The organism is Streptomyces sp. NPDC048142, assembly GCF_043202835.1.
Classification (GTDB): Bacteria; Actinomycetota; Actinomycetes; order Streptomycetales; family Streptomycetaceae; genus Streptomyces.
In genome coordinates this window covers 1-17,204 of record NZ_JBIDBC010000001.1, presented here as the reverse complement: position 1 = coordinate 17,204, position 17,204 = coordinate 1, and the positions used below count along the sequence as shown (strand labels likewise).

16 protein-coding genes and 2 pseudogenes are annotated in these 17,204 nt (G+C 68.6%); 10 read left to right on the top strand and 8 right to left on the bottom strand.

Annotated features, from left to right (window positions below; translation table 11 throughout):
• Positions 1–109 precede the first annotated feature (109 nt).
• Positions 110–1,495 (top strand): L-serine ammonia-lyase, encoded by a 1,386-nt coding sequence (locus ACGF2Y_RS00090; RefSeq protein ID WP_392941542.1) that lies wholly within the window; start codon positions 110–112, stop codon positions 1,493–1,495.
• Between the two features lie 357 nt (positions 1,496–1,852).
• Here the strand turns inward: ACGF2Y_RS00090 and ACGF2Y_RS00085 are convergent.
• Positions 1,853–2,044, bottom strand: a pseudogene (locus ACGF2Y_RS00085) (transposase); the annotation flags it as partial.
• Positions 2,045–2,570: 526 nt separating this feature from the next.
• Here ACGF2Y_RS00085 and ACGF2Y_RS00080 point away from each other — a divergent pair.
• Positions 2,571–2,769: pseudogene (locus ACGF2Y_RS00080) on the top strand (transposase); the annotation flags it as partial.
• A gap of 136 nt (positions 2,770–2,905) precedes the next feature.
• On the opposite strand, the gene ACGF2Y_RS00075 reads toward ACGF2Y_RS00080, so the two are convergent.
• Complete coding sequence (locus tag ACGF2Y_RS00075) at positions 2,906–4,228, bottom strand: hypothetical protein (RefSeq protein WP_392941539.1); 1,323 nt, start codon at positions 4,226–4,228, stop codon at positions 2,906–2,908.
• Positions 4,229–4,612: 384 nt separating this feature from the next.
• Here ACGF2Y_RS00075 and ACGF2Y_RS00070 point away from each other — a divergent pair, with 384 nt between their 5' ends.
• From ACGF2Y_RS00070 to ACGF2Y_RS00040, 7 genes are all read left to right on the top strand, one after another.
• Positions 4,613–4,867: an acyl carrier protein gene (locus ACGF2Y_RS00070; RefSeq protein WP_392941536.1), complete on the top strand. Its 255-nt coding sequence runs from the start codon at positions 4,613–4,615 to the stop codon at positions 4,865–4,867.
• 26 nt (positions 4,868–4,893) lie between these two features.
• Positions 4,894–6,204, top strand: coding sequence for a beta-ketoacyl-[acyl-carrier-protein] synthase family protein (locus ACGF2Y_RS00065; RefSeq protein WP_392941533.1), 1,311 nt, complete (start codon positions 4,894–4,896; stop codon positions 6,202–6,204).
• Positions 6,205–6,360: 156 nt separating this feature from the next.
• Positions 6,361–7,347 carry a 3-oxoacyl-ACP synthase III family protein gene (locus ACGF2Y_RS00060; RefSeq protein WP_392941531.1) on the top strand — a complete coding sequence of 329 codons (987 nt, stop codon included), beginning with the start codon at positions 6,361–6,363 and terminating at the stop codon, positions 7,345–7,347.
• A 68-nt stretch (positions 7,348–7,415) separates the two neighbouring features.
• Positions 7,416–8,210, top strand: coding sequence for a hypothetical protein (locus tag ACGF2Y_RS00055; RefSeq protein ID WP_392941528.1), 795 nt, complete (start codon positions 7,416–7,418; stop codon positions 8,208–8,210).
• An 18-nt stretch (positions 8,211–8,228) separates the two neighbouring features.
• Positions 8,229–9,104 (top strand): SDR family NAD(P)-dependent oxidoreductase, encoded by an 876-nt coding sequence (locus ACGF2Y_RS00050; protein ID WP_392941526.1) that lies wholly within the window; start codon positions 8,229–8,231, stop codon positions 9,102–9,104.
• Between the two features lie 116 nt (positions 9,105–9,220).
• Positions 9,221–9,559, top strand: a complete 339-nt coding sequence (locus tag ACGF2Y_RS00045; protein ID WP_392941524.1) for a DUF1330 domain-containing protein — start codon at positions 9,221–9,223, stop codon at positions 9,557–9,559.
• Complete coding sequence (locus ACGF2Y_RS00040) at positions 9,556–10,587, top strand: beta-ketoacyl-ACP synthase III (protein WP_103532738.1); 1,032 nt, start codon at positions 9,556–9,558, stop codon at positions 10,585–10,587. Before ACGF2Y_RS00045 ends, ACGF2Y_RS00040 begins: the two co-directional genes overlap by 4 nt.
• 370 nt (positions 10,588–10,957) lie before the next feature.
• Here the strand turns inward: ACGF2Y_RS00040 and ACGF2Y_RS00035 are convergent, their stop codons facing one another.
• From ACGF2Y_RS00035 to ACGF2Y_RS00010, 6 genes are all read right to left on the bottom strand, one after another.
• A complete protein-coding gene (locus ACGF2Y_RS00035) occupies positions 10,958–11,317 on the bottom strand; it encodes a hypothetical protein (RefSeq protein WP_392941521.1) in 360 nt (119 codons plus the stop codon).
• An 11-nt stretch (positions 11,318–11,328) separates the two neighbouring features.
• Complete coding sequence (locus ACGF2Y_RS00030) at positions 11,329–11,604, bottom strand: hypothetical protein (RefSeq protein ID WP_392941518.1); 276 nt, start codon at positions 11,602–11,604, stop codon at positions 11,329–11,331.
• A 376-nt stretch (positions 11,605–11,980) separates the two neighbouring features.
• The gene (locus ACGF2Y_RS00025) at positions 11,981–13,711 is read right to left on the bottom strand and encodes a flavin monoamine oxidase family protein (protein WP_392941516.1); all 1,731 of its coding nucleotides are present in this window, start codon (positions 13,709–13,711) and stop codon (positions 11,981–11,983) included.
• Positions 13,712–14,550: 839 nt separating this feature from the next.
• Positions 14,551–15,150, bottom strand: coding sequence for a transposase (locus tag ACGF2Y_RS00020; RefSeq protein ID WP_392941513.1), 600 nt, complete (start codon positions 15,148–15,150; stop codon positions 14,551–14,553).
• Positions 15,059–15,796, bottom strand: coding sequence for a helix-turn-helix domain-containing protein (locus tag ACGF2Y_RS00015; protein ID WP_392941510.1), 738 nt, complete (start codon positions 15,794–15,796; stop codon positions 15,059–15,061). Before ACGF2Y_RS00015 ends, ACGF2Y_RS00020 begins: the two co-directional genes overlap by 92 nt.
• A 132-nt stretch (positions 15,797–15,928) precedes the next feature.
• On the bottom strand, positions 15,929–16,345 hold the full coding sequence (locus ACGF2Y_RS00010) for a VOC family protein (protein WP_392941508.1): 417 nt from the start codon (positions 16,343–16,345) through the stop codon (positions 15,929–15,931).
• A gap of 77 nt (positions 16,346–16,422) precedes the next feature.
• Here ACGF2Y_RS00010 and ACGF2Y_RS00005 point away from each other — a divergent pair, with 77 nt between their 5' ends.
• Positions 16,423–17,016, top strand: coding sequence for a TetR/AcrR family transcriptional regulator (locus tag ACGF2Y_RS00005; RefSeq protein WP_392941506.1), 594 nt, complete (start codon positions 16,423–16,425; stop codon positions 17,014–17,016).
• Positions 17,017–17,204: the final 188 nt, after the last annotated feature.

Genomic DNA, 17,204 nt, shown 5'->3' with positions numbered 1-17,204 from the left:
CACCACCCGGCCCGTTCCGCACCACCCGGTCCGTTCCCGCACCACCTGGCCCGTTTCCCGCACCACCCAGGCAGACAACGGCGTCTTCCAACCCCCAAGGAGTACTCCCGTGGCCATCTCGGTCTTCGACCTCTTCTCGGTCGGCATCGGCCCGTCCAGCTCCCACACGGTGGGCCCGATGCGCGCCGCCCGGATGTTCGCGCGCCGCCTGAAGAACGAGGGCCTGCTCGCGCACACCGCCTCGATACGGGCCGAGCTGTACGGCTCCCTCGGCGCGACCGGCCACGGGCACGGCACGCCCAAGGCGGTCCTGCTCGGCCTGGAGGGCGAGTCGCCCCAGACCGTGGACGTGGAGTCCGCCGACGGCCGGGTCGAGGAGATCCGCGCCAGCGGCCGGATCAACCTGCTCGGGATGCACGAGATCCCGTTCGACTTCGACCAGGACCTGGTCCTGCACCGCCGCAAGGCGCTCCCGTACCACGCCAACGGCATGACGATCCTCGCGTACGACACCGAGGGCGCCCCGGTCCTGGAGAAGACGTACTACTCGGTCGGCGGCGGCTTCGTCGTCGACGAGGACGCGGTGGCCGGGGAGAACCCGATCGTCCCGGACGACACCGTCCTGCGGCACCCCTTCCGGACCGGCGACGAACTGCTGCGGCTCTCCCGGGAGACCGGCCTGTCCATCTCCTCGATGATGCTGGAGAACGAGCTGGCCTGGCGCACCGAGGCGGAGATCCGCTCCGGGCTGCTGGACATCTGGCGCGTCATGCAGGCCTGCGTCTCACGCGGCATGTCGCGCGAGGGCATCCTCCCCGGCGGCCTCAAGGTCCGCCGCCGCGCCGCGAACTCGGCCCGCCAGCTGCGCGCCGAGGGCGACCCGCAGGCGCACGCGATGGAGTGGATCACCCTCTACGCGATGGCGGTCAACGAGGAGAACGCGGCGGGCGGCCGCGTCGTCACCGCCCCCACCAACGGCGCGGCGGGCATCATCCCCGCCGTTCTGCACTACTACATGAACTTCGCGGCCGGCGGCTGCACCGAGACCGAGAAGGAGGACAGCGTCGTCCGCTTCCTCCTCGCGGCCGGAGCGATCGGCATGCTGTTCAAGGAGAACGCCTCGATCTCCGGCGCCGAGGTCGGTTGCCAGGGCGAGGTGGGCTCCGCCTGCTCGATGGCGGCCGGAGCCCTGGCCGAGGTACTCGGCGGTTCCCCCGAGCAGGTGGAGAACGCCGCCGAGATCGGCATGGAGCACAACCTGGGCCTGACCTGCGACCCGGTCGGCGGCCTCGTCCAGATCCCCTGCATCGAGCGCAACGGCATGGCGGCGGTGAAGGCGGTCACCGCGGCGCGGATGGCGCTGCGGGGCGACGGCAGCCACAAGGTCTCCCTCGACAAGGTCATCAAGACCATGAAGGAGACCGGGGCCGACATGAGCGTGAAGTACAAGGAGACGGCGCGGGGCGGGCTCGCGGTGAACATCATCGAGTGCTAGGGCCCGGACCAGCGCTTTTCTATCTTTCAGCACTGGTCGGGGCCTTCCCTGCCTGCACGGCGGGAAGTCCCTGGATCGGCCCTGGGACAGACGCGAAAGTCCCTGGGATATCCCTATGCAAGCAGCCTTCCGGGGCCCGGGACCAGGGCCTCAATCCCTCGAAGGGACCGGCGAAGCCACCGTTCGGCATAACGTTCAAGGCCCTCTCCTCCGCTCCACACAGCGGGGGAGACGAAGGTGTCGTGAAGTTCGGTGCGTCGTTCCCAGCGGACGGCGAGACGCTTGAAGTGGTGGAGGAGCGCGAAGGTCTGCTCGACGACGTGGCGGAGCTTGACCATCTTTAATGTTCGGGAAGCCCTTGCGCGAGATGACTGGCAGGATCCGTCGCTTGCGTAGCGCGTCGCGGTTCGGGTTGGAGTCGTAGCCCTTGTCGCCGAGCAGGGCGTCGGGCCGGCGGCGGGGCCGGCCCGGGCGCCCTGCGACGGGTGGGACCCCGTCGACCAGGGCGAGCGTCTGGGTGACGTCGTTGACGTTCGCGGCAGTGGCGATGACCTTGAGCGGGGTGCCGCGTCCGTCGCAGATCAGGTGGTGCTGGAGCGGACTGGCACCACTCGTCGGCCTGGCCAGGGCCTTCCACGAAGATCGCCATGCAGTCGCTCAGGGCATCACGACCTCGTACAACTCCGGAGTCAACGAAGGCCGCATCACGGACGTCGAACTGCAGAAACGCATCATGGCCGGACGAGCCGGCGTCCGTCTCCTCCGCCACCGCGTGGTCCTGATCGCTCACCTCCGCCTACGAAAATCTTGCCAGATCCGTGAACGCACGTAGCCGCGTACGGATGAGCGTGCAGAGTGAGGGGACACAGTCATTTCGGGCCCGGGGGCCAGCGGTCCCCTTGCAGGACCGCGAAAACATAACGGGGGTGCCGTCGGAGACCCTGATGAGAGACCCGGCCACCGTCCGGTCCGGCGCAATGCCAGCGGTTCGCGGGCGGCAGGTCTGCATGACGTGGATGCGCGAGCACGGCGCTACCGCCATGGCCGGCAAGGTCAACGAGCGGGGTAGCATGCAATGTTCGACATCGAAGGCGTGGGTGTCTTCCTCGGGATGGACGTCGGCAAGACGGCCCACCACGGTCACGGGATCACCCCGGCCGGGATGAAGGTCTTCGACAAGCCGACGCCCAACAGCGAACCGAGGCTACGGAACCGTCTTCGACAAGCTCAAGGCCAAGTTCGGCACTGTCCTGGTGATCGTGGACCAGCCCGCTATCCGATGACGGACATGCAGACGGAGGCCGCCGACCCCGGGCGGCTCGTCGTCGGGCACCCCTTGATCTCCACGCCGATCATTCCGGTCAAGCAGCATGATCCACCGGCGAATCCCAAGATCCCCAACAGAGTCGCTCATTGATCTGTGGGCCGCGCCCGTTGACTGAGGGCGAGTGCGGCGCGGCGGAGGAGCGACGCGGAGGCGGGGTGACGGTGGAAGGCGCGGGACTGGGCGATGGCCTGGTGCAGCGCGGCGGTGATCCGCGCGCTGTTTACGGGCGGGATCGCGTCGAGGAACAGGTGCCAGGTCGCGTAGGCCTGGTCGAACTGCTGACCGTCCAACCGTGTGGTGGCTATCTGCGCCAGGGTCAGGGCCCTGGCGCGCTGTTCGCCCGCCGGGCGCTGGCTCAGAGCATCATCCAGAGAGGCCAGCGTGTTGGGGTGGTCCTTTGCAGCCCGGAACAACTGTGCTCCCTGGTAGGCGAGTGCCGCAAGGTGGAAGCCGCCGACCGCAGGGGACGTATCGTCGGCGCCGTGCATCAGGTGCTCGGCTCGGGCCAGTGCCGCTCGGCCGCTTCTGTAGTCGCCGCAGGCGCCGTAGGTGACGGCGAGCTGACTGAGCAGGGATGCGCCGGTGTGCGGAGGGACACAGCTGCCCGCGATCTCGAGGGCGCTTTGCGCGAGCTTCCTGGACTCGGTCCGGTTCCCCAAGGACAGGGTGAGAATGCTCAGCCCGCGGAGTGCCATGGCGGACATCACGGGATCGTTCGCCTCGTAGGCCAGGCGCAGAGCAATCAGGTAGTAGTGCCGCGCCTGGCCGGGCCGGGCGCAGTCCATGTTCGTGAAAGCACCGAGATAGCTGAGCTGGGCCGCCACGACCAGCAGCTCACGCCGTGCGGTGGGGCCAGTAGGGCTTCGCAGCCATGGGGCGACCGTCCAGGCGAGATAGCTCTGGAGTGCCTGCCGGGCATGGCCACCACCGAAAGTAAGGTCGCCTTTGGAGAAGAGTTCGAGGAGTTGCCGTGCAGAGGCCACTTCCTTGCGGCCGACCCTCCACGACGCCCTGGAGTCCTGAGACGGAACTAAGGGGCCGGCCGGCTCGAACATTCCCTGGGGGCGGAAAACGAGCGATCCAGGATGTGCGGTCGGGCGCTTGTCTGCTTGTGCGAGGAGTGTAAACAGATCGGTCATGTCGCTGTGGGGTGGCGGGGCGGTTGGGTGGAATCCGGCATCAGCGACCTCCAGGGTTCTGCCTAGGCATTGGGAGAGCACCGCCGCGATGAGTTCCGCCGCGGGTGGCCGGGGCATGGTCCCGGTCAGCCAGTGGGCAACGGATGTTCGATCGTAGCGCAGGGTGATACCTCTGCGGGCTCCCGCCTCGTTTACTGCGTTCGCCAACCGCTGGCTCGTCCAGTGCGTTTCGTCGAGGAGTGCACGGAGCTTGATGTTGGTGTTCATTCCCTTGGGGTGATTCTCCGCAAGGACCGCGCCAAGATGCTCTGTCCGCCCATGGATCATCACCCGCCCTCCTTCCGATCCTGCTCGTTCATCCCACCCAGGGTGGTTCCCCGCGCCGAGGGCGAAGATGCGCTGCTTCAACCATTCCCCGTTCGAGCGTCTTTGGCGCATGCAAGACAGCCGAGACTCTGCGGGCTGCATGAATTCCCGCTAAAAGCACACGAGTTCGATGCCGGGGGTCACCCATACGGGCTACTTGGAATATTTCAACACCGTCGGGATTTCAACATCAGCCGGCGTATTCGTCCTGTACAGGATCCAAGGGCCTCTGTTGTCCTGAACTGCGTGCGGTGAAGCGCACAAGAGACCCAAGGAGGGCATCTGATGATGGGAAATACGGCAGCCCCCAGCCCTGTGTTCGCTGTCATCGCCGCCGAGGTGGCGAGGCTCGCGGAGATCCCGGTGGGAGGTGTCCTGCCGCACGCGGATCTGCGGGACGACCTGGAGCTGGACTCGCTCAGCATGGTCGAGCTTCTGGCCGTCGTGGAGGACCGCTACGGCTGCGTCGTACCTGACGAGGAGGCGGAGCAGATCCGTACAGTCACGGATCTCGTGACCCTTGTGGAAGTCGTCCGTTGACGGTCGGCGATGGCGGTGAAGGAGAGGTGGGTGAATCCGTGGACTGGCGCGGGGACGCGGTGGTGATCACCGGTGTGGGGATGACCACCCCCCTGGGGGGTGACACGCCCTCGACCTGGGAGGCGGTGGCTGCGGGCTGCTCGGCGGGACGCTGGCTGGCGGACGCCCGGGGCACCGCGCGGCCTGCGGGGATCGGCGCCCCCGTGGCGGTCGAGCCGCTGTCCGTACTAGACGGGCGCGGTCTGCGGCGGCTCGATCGCTCGGGGCAGTTGGCCCTGGTGGCGGCGCGTGAGGCGTGGACGGACGCCGGGCTGCCACGTCCCATTCCGGCTTTCGGTGACCGGCTGGACCCGGCCGAGACCGCGGTGGTGGTGGGAACGGCCCTCGGCGCGGTGGAACGCACTCTTGCGATGCACGACGAGCTGAGGGAGAAGACCACGCGGAAGGCTTCCCCGTTCACCATTCCGGCGATGATCGCCGACAGTGCGGCGGTACGGATCGGCCTCGATCTCGGAGTTCGGGGCGGCGTGCACACTCTGGTGAGCGCGTGCGCCGCCGGGGCGGAGGCCGTGGCCGCCGGTGTGGCCTTGCTGCGGTGCGGTCAGGCACGAGCGGTACTAGCCGTCGGAACCGACGCGGCGCTGATCCCGCTGGTCATGGCCGGCTTCGGTGCGGCCCTCGCCCTGGCACCGGACTCCGACGGAAACCCCGCCGGAGTGTCACGCCCCTTCGACCGGCGCCGCCGCGGCTTCCTGCTCGCCGAGGGCGCCGCCGCGGTCGTGCTGGAGCGGCGCTCTACCGCATGGGCCCGTGGTGCCGTGCCCTACTGCGAGGTCGCCGGGGTGGGCCGTACCTCCGACGCCTACGACCTCGTCCAGCCAGCGCCGGACGGCCGGGGGATCGCGGCAGCCGTCCGTGCTGCCCTCGACGACGCCGGCACGGTCCCGGAGGCGGTTGCCATGGTCAGCGCCCATGCGACCGGAACCCGGCGCGGTGACGCGGCCGAGGCCGCGGCCCTGCGTCAGGTGTTCGGGCCGTTCGCAGGCCGGATTCCGGTCTGCGCCGTCAAGTCGGGACTGGGGCACATGCTGGGCGCGGCCGGGGTGGCCCAGACCGCGCTCGCCGCACTCTCGCTCAGCCGGCGTCTGGTGCCGCCCATCGTCAACCTGGACGAGCCCGAAGACCTGGGTCTCGATCTGGTACATGACGCCCCACGGCCCCTCGACGGAGTGCCGGGTGCGATGGCGCTGAGCAACGCCTCCGGGTTCGGCGGGCACAACGTCGCCCTCGTGTTGCGTGCGGTGGGCCCCGACAGGTCGGGGCGCGGTCATGAATGACCCGCTCCGCCCCGAGGGAGAGCCCGACGGCCCCACGATGGTCGGCCGTGCTTCGGGACCGAGGGAAACATCGGGGAGCCCGGCCGGTGACCCGCGCAGGAGGCAGTGCGCCACTCCCGCATCGAATCCGTCGGCGTGTACCTGCCTGAGAAGCGGGTGACCAGCGCAGAGCTGGACGACGAGATGACTCATCGGCTCTCCTTGGGGCTCGGCCGGTTCTCAGGCGTTTCCGAGCGGCGCGTGTGCGGCGTGCACGAGGACAGCGTCACCATGGCGGCCGAGGCCGCACGCCGATGCCTGGAGCGCTCCCGCTACTCCGTCGGCGACCTGGACGCAGTCGTGTGCACGCCGGTCATCCGGCTGCGGGAGCCCGGCCGACTCGCGTGGGAGCCTTCTTTGGCGGCTGAGACGGCACGCGCGCTCGGCGCCCGTCCGTCCGTCCAGTTCGACCTGATCAACGCCTGCGCCGGCATGCTCACCGGGATCCTGGTCCTGGACCGGATGATCCGGTCGGGGCGGATCCGCAATGGCATGGTGGTCAGCGGGGAGCCATGCAGCACCCTGGCCCGCCGAGCCCTGCGCGACGTGGACGGGCCACGCCACCCACAGCTCGCTTCCCTCACGACAGGAGATGCCGCCGCCTGCGTCATCGTGGACGCCGCAAGGGATACGTCCCCGGACCGTATCCATGGCATCGAGATGATGACCAGCGCGGAGTTCGCACACCACTGCAAGGCGATGCCCTCGCCCGTGCGTCCCGGCCTCGTCATGCTCACCGACACCGCCCGGCTCCACGACACCCGAGCCGTCCGACAGTGGACCGCCCTGCACGCCGCGCGTCCGGAGTCGTTCACCGACCCGACACCGAGCCAGTGCGACTACCTGATTCCCCACCAGGTCAGTACCCACTTCGTCCAGCGCATCCGGCGCAGCGGGCAGCGAGCCCTCGGGCCCATGCCACCGGCCGTCAGCGTGGTCGGCAGGTACGGCAACACAGCCAGCACCTCGCTGTTCGTGGCCCTGCACGATCACTTCACCACCCGGCGCCCCGAACGGCCCGAGCGCTTCCTGCTCGTCTCCAAGGCATCCGGCGTCGTCAGCGGCATCGCCACCGTGACACTCTCGCCCCGGGCGGTGGTTTGATGACACTGATCACGGCAACCGCCTTCCGCTACGGACCCGGTGACGGAGTCGTTTCCCAAGCCGTCCGCGTGGCCCGACAGGTACTGCACCGGCAGCCGGAACCGGACCGGAAAGTGGACCTTCTCGTCTTCGCAGGCATCTACCGCGACGACAACCTGATCGAACCCGCCACCGCCGCACTCGTCCAGCACGGACTCGCGCTCGGCCTGGTACACGACCCTGACGAGCCCCCCGCCTCCCCTACCCTCTCCTTCGACCTCCTCAACGGCTCCTGCTCAGTGCTGGAAGCCGTGGCGACCGTACGGTCCTTCTTCCTCACGGGCAGCGCGCGAACAGCTCTGATCGTGGCAGCCGACGGCTTCCCGGTCGACGGCCCACCCACCCCGTTCACCCCCGCGGCCGGAGCCTTCCTCCTCGTCGCCGCCGAACCAGGCATCGGATTCGGGCCGGTACACACTCGCTACGAACCGAAGGAAGCCTCACCGCTGGAGTCGTACGGCAACATCCACGAATCCACCACCCGCATCCTCCTAGACGTCGATGCCGCCGACCGTACGGCCGCGCGCTCCACAGCTCTGGCCCTCGCCGTCGCTGAGGAACACCAACTCGACCTGGCCCGGCTCACACTGTTCCTCAACGCCCCCGTCCGCGGTGTCGCACACAAGGTCGCCCGCCGTCTCGGTATCTCTCCGCATCAGGTACGCGAGCCCGACCCCATGCCCGGACTCCCGCACACAGCTGCGCCGATGCTCGCCTACAGCCAAGCTCTCACGGCCGGACGGGTCCACTCGGACAGGCCCCTGCTCTTCCTTTCGGCTGGCTCCGGCCCATCGGAGTCCTGCGTCCTGTACCGACCGGTCTGAACGAGAGGACTACCCGTCATGTCCCGTTTCACCGACGGTCACCCTGCCACCGTTGCCTTGGTCACCGGGGGCGGCTCCGGCATCGGCCTCGCCCTGGCACGTCGGCTCCTGGCCCGCGACGGCGTCACCATAGTGATCGCAGGCCGCAACGAACAGCGTCTGCTCACGGCCGTCAAGGAACTGCGCGGCGTCTCCCCCCGGGCCTCCCACGCCGTCCTGGACGTACGGGACCCAGAAGCGTTCCACGACGTGTGCACCCGCGTCCAGCGCGAACACGGCTCGCTGGACCTCCTGGTGAACAACGCAGGCGTCGCCGTCGCGGGATCGGTCGCCGAACTGGGTCTGGCGCACTGGCAGCGCTCGATCGAGACCAACCTGTGCGGCGCGGTCCATGGAGTGCTGGCCGCCTACCCGCTGATCGCAGCCCAGGGCCGAGGCCACATCATCAACATCTCCTCCCTGGCAGGCATCATCCATGCTCCGCTCATGGGGCCCTACACCGTCGCCAAGGCCGGTGTCACCTCCCTGACGATGGTGCTGCGCGCCGAGGGCGCGCGGCACGGCGTGCGAGCCACCGCCGTCTGCCCCAGTCTGGTGGAAACTCCGATGCTGGAGCGGGTGAACGACGCACTGCCGGCCACGTGGATGAATGGCCACGCGAAGGAACAGATCAGCCGTCGCGGTCTGGGAATCGTCACCGCGGACTCCTTGGCCCGCCGGGTGCTGCGGGCCGTCGACCGCGACCGTGCGGTCGTCGTTGCCTCCTTCCGAGACCGGGTGGCCTGGTCCCTGGAACGCCACCTGCCCGCCGTGTCCGCCCGGGTCCGCTCGCGCTACGTCCGCGGCTACTCCGACTCCTCGGCGCCCGGTCCGGACGCCGTGAAGACGCGCTGACCCCAGGGTCGTTCCGCGCATCCCCCCGATGACCGGCCCCGCCCGACGCGGGTCGCCGCGTCCTGTCCCCCCCTACAACCGTCCCCGGCCGTGACCGGGGCACACGGAGGCAACCGGTGACTGTCTATCTCGTCGTCCACGCCCACGAACTGAAGCCCACCGAGAACTGGATGGAGTACTTCACCACCCTGGACACCGTCCTGAAGGCCCACGGTGCCCGCCACCTGGCGGTGGGCCTGCCCGACGCAGTGATCGAGGGGAGCTGGGACGGGGCCGTGGCCATCCTCGAATTCCCCAGCACCGAAGCCTTCCACGCCTGTTATCAGGACCCTGCCTACCAGCGCGTCCTGCCGCTCAGGCAGAACTCCGCACGGCTGGACGCCGTCCTGGTCACACAGGCCGCACCAGGAGGGGCGACCCAGGCCGCCCGCACGATGAGCGGAGGGGCCACGTGACTTCACAGCGGGATGAGCGGGTCGCCGTCATCCGAGGCATCGGCACCTGCCTGCCACCACGATCTGTCGACAACACCGAACTCTCCCGCACTCTGGACACCGGCGACGCATGGATCCGCTCCCGCACCGGCATCGCGGCGCGGCGCCGAGTGGCCCCCGGCACTTCGACCGGCGACCTGGCCGTCGCCGCAGGTGCGGCCGCCCTGCGTTCGGCCGGCATGGTGCGGCCGGGCACCGTCATCGTCGCCACCTCCACCCCGGACCACCGGCTGCCCTCCACCGCACCCGCCGTGGCGACCCGCCTCGGCCTCGACGGCGCGGCCGCCTTCGACCTGAACGCTGTCTGCGCGGGATTCGTCTACGCCGTGTCCTACGCGTCGGCGATGATCCGTGCGGGTGCCGGGGACATCCTGGTCATCGGCGCAGACACCTACTCCACGATCGTGGACCCACTGGACCGGGGCACCGCCGTCATCTTCGGCGACGGCGCCGGCGCCATCCTGCTGACGGCAGGGAGAGCGGACGAGCCGGGCGCCGTCATCGCCACGCATCTGGGCAGCGACGGAGCCGGGCTGCCTCATGTACTCATCGAGGCGGGAGGATCGCGCTGTCCCGTCGCACCCCACGACACACCCCGAGCTGCCCGCCACCTGGCGATGAACGGCCGTCACGTCTACCTCCAGGCCGTACGCCGGATGACAGAGTCCTCGCTCGAGGTGTTACGCCGGGCCCGCTGGAAACCGGAGGAACTACACGCGGTGGTCGCCCACCAGGCCAATGAGCGCATCGTGGACGCCGTGGCGGAACGGCTCGAACTGCCAGCCTCCCTCATGGTCAAGTACATCCGAGACGTGGGGAACACAGCCGTCGCCTCCATCCCCCTGGCCCTCGCGGACGCGACCAAGCGCACCGCAGCACCCCCGTCCTCCCCGGCCCTGGCCACCGCCTTCGGCGGCGGCTTCTCCTGGGGCTCGATCGCGTTCACCTGGCCCGACGTGCACCCGGAAGAAGCTCCCCCCGCCTCCTGAGCGAGATGCCCCCACGCAGGCGGGCAAAGAGGGCGTCGCGGTCCTCCTGGCCCATCCGGGCCGTCGTCAGAGCGAGAAGCGATTGGTCGTCACACATCGCTCCATAGCAGGGCGGCTTCAAGTCTGAGTGATCTTGTAGGTGTGCAGGTCACGGCAGTGTGAGCCATACGCTGCGGAGCAGGAAGAAGGCCCGGACCGCGTGGAACCAGGCCGTCGTACGACGACCCCGGTTCTTCGCCCACCGGGTCTGGACCACCACACCCCCGTGTCTGGTGACCGGAACGACAAGAGCCGTATGACGAGAGATCGCCACGTACGGACCTGTGAGGGCCGAGGAGTGAGAGTCCCCTCGGCTACTCGGCGGGGAACTTCAGTGCTGGAGGTGCCAGGCGAGGCTCAGGATCGCGCCGACGGGCAGGGCGAACAGGCCAAGCAGGACCCTGTGCCGACGAGTGTTGGGGAGCCCGGCAAGCGCGGGGTAGGCAAGCAGCGCCCCGGCCGCGACGACATCCACTACGAACACGATCGGCGGGGGCTTGATGGGGTGTGCCGCGGTGCGGTTCGCCCAGCCGGTGACGACTTCGAAGCTCGACAGCAGAATGAAGACCGCGGACAGGACGTTCGGGATCGCGGTCAGCGCGGCGTGCGGTATGGAGTCGTCGTCGGGGCGCCGGCCGATCGCGACGAGGAGCCCGATGCTGTAAAGAACCGTCAGGACGGGGACTGCCATCAGGGCCAGGGTCAACGTTTCTTCCCGCTTCCCGTGGACGATGCCGCCGCAGCGGCGGCGGGAATGATGATCACGATCAGAAGAAGCACGACCAGGATGGCCAGGAGGTCGGATGTGGGTTCATCCTCGGGTGGGCCGATCCTTGCGATCGGGGTCGCTTCCCCCGATGTCTGTACCTGCGCCAGGGCCACCGTTGTCGGTACGGGCGATGCTGTCGCGTCGCTGCTCTGCGTGGGAAGGGGAGGGTCTACGCGCAGCACCTCCGTCGTGGAAGGTTCGGTTTCCACGCGCTGGATGGTCGCGGGTTGTGGCAGTGCCACGGCGAGTACAGCGGAAGGTGCTACCGGGTCCTGTGGTGCCTGTGGTGCTGGAAGCGAGGGCTGGACGATCGCGGTCGAGCCTTCGGGATCGGGCAGGGAAGGCGGCGTGCCGGGCGCGGTCGTCGCTGCTGGGGGCGGTGTCGCCGTGGTGGGTGTGGGAAAGGGCTTGGGAGTGGGGGTGGGTGAGAGCGAGGGGGTCGGTGTGGGGGCGATGGTGGGCGACGGTGGTGCCGGGGATGTGGGAAGCGGCGTTGCCGGGGTGGCTGAGGGCGTGGCGGTGGGGCTGTCGGGTGTGCAGTGCGGCTGATGCGGCGGCTGGGGGGTACCGCCCCTCTGGCCGGTGTCATTGAGCATGGGCGACCTGGAGTGCTGCTTCGGTTCCCGAGGCGATGGCTCCCGCGATCCAGGCGTGGTAGCGCGGCTGGCAGTGGTCGCCGGCGAAGTAGAGGGTGCCGCCGACGGGTGTGGACACGTGCGGTCCGAGGCTGAGGAGTTGTCCCGGTGTTTCGATGACGGCCTCGCCCAAGGCCCAGCGGTTCCGCAGCCAGGACTGGGAGACGCAGCGGTCGGTGGCGTATCTGCGGATGCGTTCGCCGTAGAGGGCCGTGAGGTGGTCGAGGGCTTCGGTGTGCCGGTCATGGGGGGTCAGGGCGTCGAAGCGCAGTGCGTCGCCGGCCCAGTTGTACGCGGCCAGGACGACCCCGCCGGGGGAGTCGTCGTCTGAGGGGTGGGAGGGGAAGTAGACGAACCGGCTGGCTTCGTCGGAGACGCAGCCTCCGCCGACGGCCGGGACGGCCGGGCCGTGCGGAGCGGGCCGGTAGGCGCTGCCGAGTTCTGCCTTCCAGGTGTCCTCGTCCCATTCCCACCAGCGGCGGGTGAACTCGATGAGGACCTTGTGGGCCGTGTCATGGTGGAGTTCGATGATGGCGCGTCGTTTGCCGTAGGGCAGGATCGGGTCAAAGGTGACGTGCCGTAGCGCGGCGAAGGGAACGGCCAGGACGACGGCATCGGCATCGTAGGTATATCTCGGTTCGCCAGTGCCGCCGTGGAGGGCTTCGTCCTCCGGGCCGGTCTCGGGCGCCGCGTGGACCGTGACCCCACGTTCGTGCCAGGCGACACTGGTCAGGACCCGGCCCGTTTCGATGCGCAGGCCGCGGGCCAGGGCACGGGGGAGGGTGTCGGTGCCGCCGGTGAACTCGAAGTACGTCACGGCAGGGTTGATGTCCACGGCGTCGAGGGCGGAGTGCAGCAGCCCGTAGGAGAGTCGGCTGGTGAGGTTCTCCAGGGTTCCCACGGCCTGGATCTGGGCGGTGCCCCATCCAGCGATGTCGGTGAGGTACTGGTGCAGCGACATGTCGTCGAGGTCGTCCAGGAGCCGGGCCATGCCTTCGACCCGGTCCACGATGGGCATGTCCGACCACGTTCCGTCCGCATTCCGCGTCTGGGTGTAGGCGCGGGTCTTCTCCACCGCCTGGGCCCACGCTTGCGACGCCGGCGTCGCACTGTCCCATCCGAAGCTCTTGTTGACCGGACGTGGATCGCGCAGGTACTCCGCCTTGGTCACGGTCTGGCCGTTGACGTGCAGGAGTCGGCTACCCAGGCCCGGACCGACCTGATAGGGCTTCTTGTTGCCGGTGCTGAACAGTTCCCCGGTCCAGGAGCGGTAGGAGACACGGCTGGCGCCCGGGCTGATGTCCGGGGAAGGAGGTACGTCCACCTGGTGGAAGGGCCTGCGTGCCACGCCGAGCGAATCCGCGAGTGCGAGGGTGAGGACGTGAGTGGAGGGGATGCGCATGGCCCCCGCCTCGGCCCGCAACCGCGGATCCTGCCAGACCTTCCCCCGGAAGGTCTTGACCCGTCCGCCGATCCGGTTGCCGTTGGCCTCCAGCACTCGCACATCGTGACCGGCTGCCGTCAGCAGGCGGGCACAGGTCAGTCCGGCGACGCCGGCTCCCACGACGATCACCCGCCTCCTGCCCTTTCCGGGCAGACGGGCACTTCCGGTCAGGAGTCTCAGGTACCGCAGGGTCAGGTCGGTGTGCTTGTCGTCCGTGAGCAGCACGCGGCGGGCCATGCTGAGGGCAGCCTCGGAGCGTGCGTGGTCGGGTCCGGGCCCTGTCCGTGCGGAACGGTTCACAGCGGCAGCGGGCCGGGGGGGCGCCGCTGCCGTACCGGCCAGTGTCACCCCTGAGACGTTGAAGAACGTACGACGGCTGAACATAGCGGCCAGCCTCGCACCCCCCTCGCGCCCGGCCTTCGACGGCGAGATCCCGAACCCACGAGTTCACCCGAATGCCGCCGCTGGCAGTAGGACGGCACCTGGCCGCAGGTCTTCGCAGATCTGCAGGCGCAGGCCGACGGCGAGGAGCTCATCACCTGGGACCTCAACGTAGACTCCGCCGTCAGTCGGACTCACCCGCACGCTGCCGCGGCGCGGAAGGGGATCCTTCAGAAGGAGCCGCCCCGGCGGGATCGGCGTCGAGCCGGACAATCATGGACTCGGCCGCTCGCGAGGCGGCCTGACCACTACTGGTGCCGGACAGCCGCGGACCGGGCCGCCCGGCGGGCCGCCGACGTGAAGCCGGCCGACCAGATACGGGCGGTGAACGCAGACCTCAGTCGTGGCCCTCGCATCACTGGCACAGTGAGAGTCTGGTGCTCCTGGGACAGATCCGCCGGGCTGAATGTTCTTCCTCGCCTCTAACGGCCTTAGGGTGTGCCGAAGAATAAGTTGTGTGTTTCCAGTCTTGACACCGCAGCTCAGGCGGGGTGTTCGACAGCAGGTTAATTCCCGGCAAGCCCTTAGTGGTCGGCTCCGGAAGTCCTTCGGGGGTTGATCATGCTGCGTGTCGGGACGCACCGAAGATTTCAGCAGCGCACGGAAGATTTCAGCAAGGGAAACCTACGTTGCCGTCAGGGCTGATCGGCGGGCCGGAGGTTCGGGCGAGCGCGCCCGCTCCGTCGGCTACTGAAATCTTCGGTGCGTCCCGACACCGCGAGTGCCGTGGAGGATTCTTCCGGCAGGTCGGTGAATGCGTGCCGGTCGAGTCTGGCCAGCAGATCGTCCAGGTCGGAGGTGGCGAACTTCCACTGGAACGGCTGTGCCGTGGCGTTGTAGCGGTCTTCGAATCTTCGGAGACGGTCCCTGACCTGGTTGAGGTCGGTGAAGTCGTTGGGTGAGACGACCTTGCGCTGCACGATGGAGAAGAAGATCTCTGTCTGGTTCAGCCAGGAGGCATGGACGGGTGTATGGACCATGACGGCGTTCGGAAACCTGTTGGCCAGGCGGTCTATGGCCGACTGGCCGCGACGTGAGGAGCCGTTGTCTACGAACCAGGACACGCGTTTCGCGCTGGCGCAGGGCTCGCCGGTCATCACCTGCTCGACCAGTTTCATGAACGGCACGGTGCCGGTGGTCTGTTCACAACGGCCGAAGACTTCGGCCCGGTGGATGCCGTAGGCGGCCAGGTAGGCCAGGGCTCCGCCACGCCCGTAGGTGTGGTTGACGCGCATCGCGCGGGCCTGCCCCGGGGGCCAGGGTGGGGTGGCAGCGGCAGCGGGCTTGGATGGAGGTCTTCTCGTCCGCGGAGATGACGTACTCGTCTTCGCCGAGCGGGACGCTGTCGAAGGTGCGGGCGTAGAGGTCCAGGATCCCTTGAGCGGCGGCGCGGAAGTTCGGGTCGCGGATGAAGGTCCAGGAGCGGTGCTGCCAGGGCTTGAGTGCGTCGTCCTTGAGCCAGCGGCGCACCGTGGAGGCGGAGATCGTCCTGGTGATGGCCCGAGTGACGGCCTCGCGTACGAGCTCGGGGCATGACCGGCGGGAGAGCGGGGTTTCGGTTTCGGTGGGCAACTGGCAGGCCATCGCCTTGATTTCGGCGATCTGCAGCGCGGTGAATGCCGGCCGTCGTCCCGGTCGCTTGCGGTCGGCCAGGGCAGGCACCCTGCCGGCCGCGAATCGGCCGCGCCAGCGGCGCACGGTGTCCACGTACAGGTGGGTTTCGGCGGCGATCCGGGCGTTGCCGCGACCTCGTGCCGCCAGGAGCACGATCGTCGCCCGTTGGCGTGCCTGGTGCGGGGTTTTATGGCCGTAGGCCATCTTCTTGAGTCGGTGGCGCTCGGAAGCGGTCAGCTCCACGGACATGGCGAGGCACACGGGCATGGAAGGAGAGCGGCCCATCTCTCGGGGCGGTGAACGGGAGGGACAGCGCCGTCTTCCCTCGCCGGCGCGGCCCTCGAGTCCCCGGCGGCCAAGGCGTGCCCGATAGGTCGTTGACGAACACGCCCCTCGGGGTCAGCTGGTGACGTACTGGTCGCGGTACTCCGCGGTGGGGGCGATGGGCGTGATCACGTCGATCAGGACACCGTTGGGATCGGCCACGATGAAGTGCCTTTGTCCGAAGTCCTCGCTGCGCAGTTCAAGGATGGGGTGCAGCCCTTCGCTGGTGACGAGCCGTTCCCATTCCGCGTCCACGTCCTCCACCTCGAAGTTGAGCAGCAGACCCTGTGCGGGGACCCGGTGGCCGTTGGGAACCGTCGGGTGGCTGTGGTCGAGGAGGGCGAGCTCGTACCCGGGATCTCCCGGCTGGCGCAGACTGACGTACCAGTCGGCCTCGAACGTCGTCTCGAATCCCAGCAGCCGGGTGTAGAAGTCCTGAGACTCTCGCAGCTTCGCTGTGCCGATCACGGGATAGAAGCCGGTCAGCTTCATGCCTGAACCCCTTTCGCATACCATCAGTATGCGAAAGACACTATTCGCATACCTTCGGTATGTCAATGAGGAGTGCGATGCGACAGCACGGCATCCGGGCACAGCAGTGGGAGCAGACCAGGCAGGCGCTGCTGCGGGAGAGCAGACGCCTGTTCTCCCGCAGCGGCTACGGCGCGGTGGGCCTGGCGGAAATCGTCCAGGCAGCCGGAGTGACCAAGGGCGCGCTCTACCACCACTTCACCGGCAAGGCAGACCTCTTCCGCGCCGTCTTGGAGGAGATGCAGCAGGAGGTGGGCCGACGCGTGGCCGCGGCCGCGGACGCCTACGACGATCCCTGGGCCCAGCTGACCGCCGGCTGCCAGGAGTTCCTCACCGCGACCACCGATCCGGACATCCAACGCGTCATGCTGGTCGACGGGCCTGCCGTACTGGGATGGAGCCAATGGCGGGCGATGGACGAAGCCGCCTCGGCCCGCCACCTCGCCGACGCGTTGTCCTCCCTCATCGACGCAAGGATCATCACCCCGCAACCGGTCGCACCACTGGTCCACCTGCTGTCAGGGGCAATGAACGAGGCCGCCCTGTGGCTCGCATCCTCCTCCGACCCCGAGGACCTGGACCACACCAAAGCCGCGCTGACGCAACTGCTGCAGGCATTGCGCGCCGCCTGACGTGACGTCCACATCACAGGGCGCGATCACTCCCACAAACACCGCACGACCAGTGCTCAAGTCAACCCCCGAAGGACTTCCGGAGCCGACCACCTAGTGCCGCGTCAGCCAGGGTTCGCCCTCTCGTGACGTGTCGCCCGGTTGCTGCGGTCGGCAGCTCCGGGCGGTCAGAATGATCACGTGGCTGA